Source organism: Kitasatospora sp. NPDC054768, assembly GCF_053612025.1.
Genome location: NZ_JBSHBN010000009.1, coordinates 22,883 through 29,129, shown reverse-complemented (window position 1 = coordinate 29,129; position 6,247 = coordinate 22,883). Strand labels below are relative to the sequence as shown.

The following is a 6,247-nucleotide window of genomic DNA, read 5'->3' as shown; positions in this document are numbered from 1 at the left end:
GCACGCGCCCCGGGGCCGACCCCGCTGACGGCCGGGGGGGGGCCCCCCCCGCCCGGGGGGGGGGGGTTGGCCCCCGCCGCCGACCCGGCGGTCACGCGGCGGGGGGGCGCGGGGGGGGGTTGCCCCCCCGCCGCGCGTCCTCTCTGCAACCCGGCGGCGCGGGACGACGCGGAACCCGGACAGGTCGCCGGTGCGCTCGACGATCCTCTCCAAGTCCCAGCCTTCTTCCCGCCGCTGGTCCGTTGGCGTACCGTCGGAGCACATGAGGCTCATCACCCCCAAGACCCTCGCCACCCTTGCGGGGGCGACCGTCGCCTTCACCGGTATCGCGGCCCTCAACAGCGCCCCGGCGTCCGCCGGACTGGCCCACTTCACCGGGCAGCTCCAGGTCCAGGGCGACCAGACCTACCTGGACGAGGGTGCGGGCACCGACGTCCTCGCCCGCGCCGCCGCTTCGACCGGCCAGACCTGGGTGTTCGACAAGGTCGACTACGCCTTCGAGTCCGTCGGCGTCTTCACCGTCAAGGGCAGCACCTCCGGGAAGTGCGTCACCGCCAAGGGCATCGGGCAGGCCGTCGTCCAGGAGCCGTGCCGCAGCGGCGACCTGACCCAGCGCTGGATCATCGACGTCAGCCAGGACACCACCCTGATCAGGAGCCACGGCGACTTGGGCCTCGTCCTCCACACCACCGGAGTCGGCCAGCCCGTCGCCGGCTCCCCGGCCCCCAACACCGGCGGCGGCCCGAGCGGCGCGGGCCTGCCCGGCAGCCCCGACCAGAACTGGATCGTCTACCAGGACTGACGCTCACCGGCCGACCTCGGGAGTGGGAAGTCGGCCGGTCCGACTTCCCACTCCGCGCGGCCCGGCGGCGCACGCACCGTACGTCGGTCCCGACACGAGTGGGGCCTTCCGGATCGGCGCGGAGCAATTCGACATCCGCGCCGGCCGGCGACCGGAAGGGCCTCGTGCCACGCTTCGACGCACTTCCGACCAGGGCCGTGCACCTGCCCCCGGCACACCTCGGCAACCTTCCGCATTCGAATCCCGGAGCGCTTCCACGGGCGTCGAAAGCCGGCTGATCCGCCCCTGCCCAGCCGGTCGAGGGCCCTGCGCGAGAAGTCGGCGGGGCCGACTTCTCGCGCGCGTCGCGTCCCCACTCTCGGGGGCTCAGTGTTCCGCGGCCCGGTCGCACAGGCCCGGACCGGACCCGCCCGCCCCGCCCCCGCCGCCCCGCCCGGAGCCGAAAACCGGTGCCGCCCGCCCGCCGGATGGAGCAGCATGACCCCTGTGTCTGATACCTCCATCCTCACCCGCACCGAGGCCGCCGAGCGCCACCGCCTGCTCGACGTCCGCACCGTCCACCTCGACCTCGACCTGACCCGCGGCCGGGAGGTGTTCGGCTCCACCACGGTCATCCGCTTCGGCTGCACCACCCCGGGCGCCGCCACCTCCGTGGACGTCAAACCGGCCGCACTCCACCGGGTGGTGCTGAACGGCCGCGAACTGGACGTCACCACGCTCCGCAACGGCCGCCTCCCGCTGCCCGGCCTGGCGGCCGACAACGAGCTCACCGTCGAAGCCGACATGGCCTACTCGCACACCGGCGAGGGCATGCACCGCTTCACCGACCCCGCCGACGGCGAGGACTACGTCTACACCCAGTCCTTCCTCGACGACGGCCCCCGGGTGTTCGCCTCCTTCGACCAGCCCGACCTCAAGGCGCGGTACACGGTGTCCGTCACCGCGCCGCAGCAGTGGACCGTGGTCGGCAACAGCGTGGGCCGCCAGACCTCGCCCGGCCGCTGGGAGTTCGACACCACCCCGGCGATCAGCAGCTACCTGCTCGCCGTCGTGGCCGGCCCGCTGCACTCGGTGCGCGCCGAGCACGACGGGATCCCGCTCGGCCTGCACTGCCGCCGCTCGCTCGCCGCCCACCTGGACGCCGACGCCGCCGAACTGCTGGAGATCACCCGGCAGGGCTTCGACCACTACCACCGGGTCTTCCGGCACCGCTACCCCTTCGACAGCTACGACCAGTGCTTCGTCCCGGAGTTCAACGCCGGAGCGATGGAGAACCCGGGCTGCGTCACGCTGCGCGACGAGTACGTCTTCCGCTCCGCCGTGACCGACACCAGGCGCGAGGAACGCGCCATGGTGGTGATCCACGAGATGGCGCACATGTGGTTCGGCGACCTGGTCACCATGAAGTGGTGGGACGACCTGTGGCTGAACGAGTCCTTCGCCGAGTACATGGCCTACAGCGTCACCGCCGCCTCCACCCGCTTCACCGGCGCCTGGACCGGCTTCGCCGCCGACCGCAAGCCCTGGGGCTACGACGCCGACCAGCGCCCCTCCACCCACCCGGTGGCACCCGGCACGGTCGAGGACACCGCCCAGGCACTGCAGAACTTCGACGGCATCTCCTACGCCAAGGGCGCCGCCGTCCTGCGCCAGCTCGTCGCCTGGCTCGGCGAGGAGACCTTCCTGACCGGGGTCAACGACTACTTCGACGCGCACGCCTTCGGCAACGCCACCCTCGACGACCTGCTCCGGGCCCTGGCCGCCGCCAGCGGCCGCGACGTCCACGCCTGGGCCGACCGCTGGCTGCGCACCAGCGGCGTGGACACCCTGCGGGTGACCGACGGCCGCATCGAGCACACCTCGGCGGACGGCGCGCTGCGCCCGCACCAGCTGACCGCGGGCCACTACCGGCGCACCGCCGACGGCGCCCTGGAACTCGCCGACCGCGTGCCGCTCGACCTGCCCGGCGACCTGCCGGGCGACGGCGCCGTGCCGCTGGACCCGCCGGCCGACGGCACCGAGCTGACCCTGCTCAACGACACCGACCTCAGCTACGTCAAGATCCGCCTCGACCCCGCCTCCTGGCGGACCGCGCGCTCCTCCCTCGGCGCCGTGCCCGAGGAACTCGCCCGGGCAGTGCTCTGGGGCGCCGCCCGCGACCAGGTGCGCGACGGGGAACTCGCGCCCGGCGAGTACCTGCGGCTGGTCGCCGACCACCTGCCCGGCGAGACCTCGGTGCACCTGGTGGACGCGGCGCTCTCCTTCGCCCGCGACTTCGTGGCGGACTGCGCCCTGCCGCCCGCCGAACGGCCGGCCGCCCTGGCCGAACTGGCCCGGGTCTGCCGCACCCTGCTGCGGCGCACCGAGAACGAGCCGGACCGCACCGGCCTGCGCCTGGTCGCCGTACGCGGCGTGATCGCCACCGCCGCCGACGAGGCCGACGCCGCCGAACTGCGCGACTGGCTGGCCGCCGGCACGGTGCCCGGCGGGCCGGAGCTCGACCCGGACCTGCGCTGGCAGCTGCTGGCGCGGCTGTGCGTGCTCGGCGCGGCGGGCGAACCGGAGATCGCCGCCGAACTCGCCGCCGACCCCAGCGACACCAGCGAGCAGGGCGCCGCCCGCTGCCGCGCCGCCCTGCCCGACCCGGCGGCCAAGGAGGCCGCCTGGCAGGCACTGTTCCACGGCGAGCTCTCCAACTACCTGGCCGCCGCCACCGCCAAGGGACTGTGGCAGCCCGAGCAGGCCGAACTGCTCGACGAACTGACCACGCGCTACTTCGAGGAGCTGGCCCCGGCCGCCGCCCGCCGCGGCCCCGCCCTGGCCCGGGTGCTCACCACGGCGGCCTTCCCCGCCTTCGCCGCCACCGAACGGACCGTCCGGGCGGCCGAGGCCTGCCTCACGGACCCGGACCTCACCGTGGCGACCCGGCGCGGCCTGGTCGACCAACTGGACACCCTGCGCCGCGCCGCCCGGGCCCGCGCACTGACCGGGCAGTAGCACCCGGCGGCAGCCGAACCGCAGGCCCGGACCGCACGTCGCGGCGGTCCGGGCCTGCGGAGCACGGGTTCAGGAGACGGTTACGAGAGCCACAGCTCGGGCGCCAGCGTCCGGTCGATGTACTCGTCGGCATCGGGGGCTTCCCCGGTCAGGACGGCGGCCAGGAACTCGGTCATGCCGCCGTCGAAACGGACGAACTCGCTGATGCCGAAACGACAGGATCAGCTCCTTCAAGTACTGCTGACCCGTCGCAGGACCCGACCGGCATTCGCACGTGCCTGAACCGCAGGCCCGGACCGCAGACTGACGCGGTGCCCGCGCGGCCTGCCTCGGGGCCGTCGTGCCGGCTCAGCGTCGCGGGCTCATCGTCCATGACGGGCCGTCCGGACGGTCGAGCCACACCTGCTGTCCGGTGCCCGTGATGGTGATGCCGTACCGGTCTCGGGCCGGCTGGTCGTGGGCCCGGTACACGCGGTGCGTCGATTCGAGTTCGGACCACAGCGGGCGCGGGCCGGTCTCGGTCACGGTGCCGTCGGGCCGCAGTTCGGCGATCGAGCCGTTCGACGTCCACACCCGGGCGCCGGTCGGCGTCCCGTCGTCGCCGAGGTCGTACTGCCAGCCGAGCGGTGGCATGGTGATGCTGACCAGGAAGCGGAAGTCCTCGTCCGCCAGGGCATCGGCACCGATGGTGGACGGCCGGCGGTCGCCGTCGGAGAGCTGTGGCCGGCGGATGATCCCGCTGTCCCCGGCCGTCCGCAGGGGCATGAAGTAGGCAGGGGTGGTGAGGAACCGGCCGTCGGCCTCGGCTTCGCCGGTCCGGTGGACACGCGCGATGCCGTATCCGACGGGTGCGACGATCACGCCGCCGGGGGCGAGCTCGGGCAGCCATGCGGGCGGGATGCGGGAGAGTCCGCACGTGGCGATGATCGCGCCGTAGCGCCGCGATTCCGATCGCCCCGGCTCGGTGGGCGAGTGGGCGGCGGCGCCGTCGCCGGTGATCACCGTCGGCCGGTAGCCGGCGCGGCCGAGGCGGCGCCGTGCCGTGTCGGTGATGTCGTGGTCGATGTCGACGGTCACCACCTGGTCGTCGCCGTAGCGATGGGAGAGCAGCGCGGCGTTGTAACCGGCACCCGTACCGATTTCCTTCACCCGAATGTCGGCCCGCTCGCCGAGTGCTTCGAGCATCACGGCCATCAGGGAGGGCTGGCTGGACGACGACGCGGTGTTCCCGTCGATCAGGTGGGTGACCAGTGCCCGGTTCTCGTACACGGCCTTCAGCCACTCGGCAGCGTGCCCGGGGTCGTCACCGCTGACCCGCTGCTGACTTCCGCCGGGGCCCTGCCGGTAGAAGTACGGCACGAACAGGTGCCTGGGCACGTCCCGGAAGGCGCGCTGCCACCCCGGATCGGTGAGGGAACCGTCGGTGGTCAGCGCGTCGACCATGGCGTGGCGCAGGCTCTCGGCAGTCGGCTCGGCGGTTTCGGTCACGTGGTGCCCTTCTGGAGGAGATCGGCGATCGCGTTGGTGACGGCGTCGCGGGTGACGTCGATCCAGGCCCACTGCCCGCCCGGGTTCACAGCGACCAGCCAGTGCGTCCCGGACCGGTCCACGATCAGGTCCACGGCAGCGAAGACGAGTCCGAGACGCCGCAGCATGTCCAGGATGCCCGTACGGATCGGTTCGGGGAGCAGTTCCGGGGTGTAGGCGAGGTTCTTCGAATCGGTACGCCAGTCCAGCCGGCCGGGGCCGTCCGGGGCGTCGATCCGCACGGGGAACAGTTGACCGGCGACGCAGGTCACCCGGACTTCGTACGCTTTGTCGGTGATCTCCTGCTGGTACAGGTGCGCGGTCAGCGCCGCACGCGGATCGTCCCACCGGTCTTCGGGGACACGGGTGGTGTACATCTGGCCCCGCTGCCCGTTCTCGGTGTGGACGATCCCGCCGAGTACCTTCGTGACGATCCGGCCGCCGCATCGCTCGGCGAACTCGCGCACCGCCCTGGGAACGTTGGTGACCAGTGTCGCCGGCACGGGCAGCCGGGCCCCGGCGGCGGCGGTCAGTTGCGCGGGCTTCGTGCAGTCGGCGTTGCGCTCCGGGCGGTTGACCCACAGCACCCCGGGCAGCGAGCCGAGAACGCCGGCGAACGCCCGCTTGGCCTGCGAGGCGGCGAACCGCCGCTCGGGGCCGGACATGCCGGCGGCGAACTGGAAGGCGGTGGGCTTGCGCCACCACACGGACGCGAGTTCGGACAGGTCGAGGCCCCGCAGGGCACCGTTGAGGGTGCCGATCCACTGGCCGTCGGGCCCCAGTTCGGCCGTCATGGTCATGCGCTGCGGGAAGTCGGCGACGTCGGTGCGCCAGAACGGGACGCCTCGGGCGTTGAGTTCACGCAGGACGTAGTCGGCGGTGGGGTCGAGGTCGTGGGTGATGACGAGCACGCGGGGAGAG

At 73.2% G+C, this 6,247-nt stretch carries 4 protein-coding genes; 2 read left to right on the top strand and 2 right to left on the bottom strand.

All coding sequences use genetic code 11. The annotated features are described in order from the left end of the window. Positions 1 to 262 precede the first annotated feature (262 nt). Together ACWGKU_RS04360 and pepN are read left to right on the top strand one after the other, a co-directional pair. A complete protein-coding gene (locus ACWGKU_RS04360) occupies positions 263 to 802 on the top strand; it encodes an RICIN domain-containing protein (RefSeq protein ID WP_452178888.1) in 540 nt (179 codons plus the stop codon). A gap of 477 nt (positions 803 to 1,279) precedes the next feature. After that, positions 1,280 to 3,799 (top strand): aminopeptidase N, encoded by a 2,520-nt coding sequence (pepN, locus tag ACWGKU_RS04355; protein ID WP_452178887.1) that lies wholly within the window; start codon positions 1,280 to 1,282, stop codon positions 3,797 to 3,799. A 348-nt stretch (positions 3,800 to 4,147) separates the two neighbouring features. On the opposite strand, the gene ACWGKU_RS04350 is transcribed toward pepN, so the two are convergent. Together ACWGKU_RS04350 and ACWGKU_RS04345 are read right to left on the bottom strand one after the other, a co-directional pair. Continuing rightward, positions 4,148 to 5,287: a methyltransferase domain-containing protein gene (locus ACWGKU_RS04350; protein WP_452178886.1), complete on the bottom strand. Its 1,140-nt coding sequence runs from the start codon at positions 5,285 to 5,287 to the stop codon at positions 4,148 to 4,150. Beyond that, the gene (locus ACWGKU_RS04345; protein WP_452178885.1) at positions 5,284 to 6,237 is read right to left on the bottom strand and encodes an MvdC/MvdD family ATP grasp protein; all 954 of its coding nucleotides are present in this window, start codon (positions 6,235 to 6,237) and stop codon (positions 5,284 to 5,286) included. The genes ACWGKU_RS04350 and ACWGKU_RS04345 overlap by 4 nt, the downstream gene beginning before the upstream one ends. Positions 6,238 to 6,247 lie beyond the last annotated feature (10 nt).

Bases quoted from the DNA above. Each gene is read 5' to 3' on its own strand.
- ACWGKU_RS04360 (WP_452178888.1), top strand. From the start codon at position 263: ATGAGGCTCATCACCCCCAAGACCCTCGCCACCCTTGCGGGGGCGACC.
- pepN (WP_452178887.1), top strand. From the start codon at position 1,280: ATGACCCCTGTGTCTGATACCTCCATCCTCACCCGCACCGAGGCCGCC.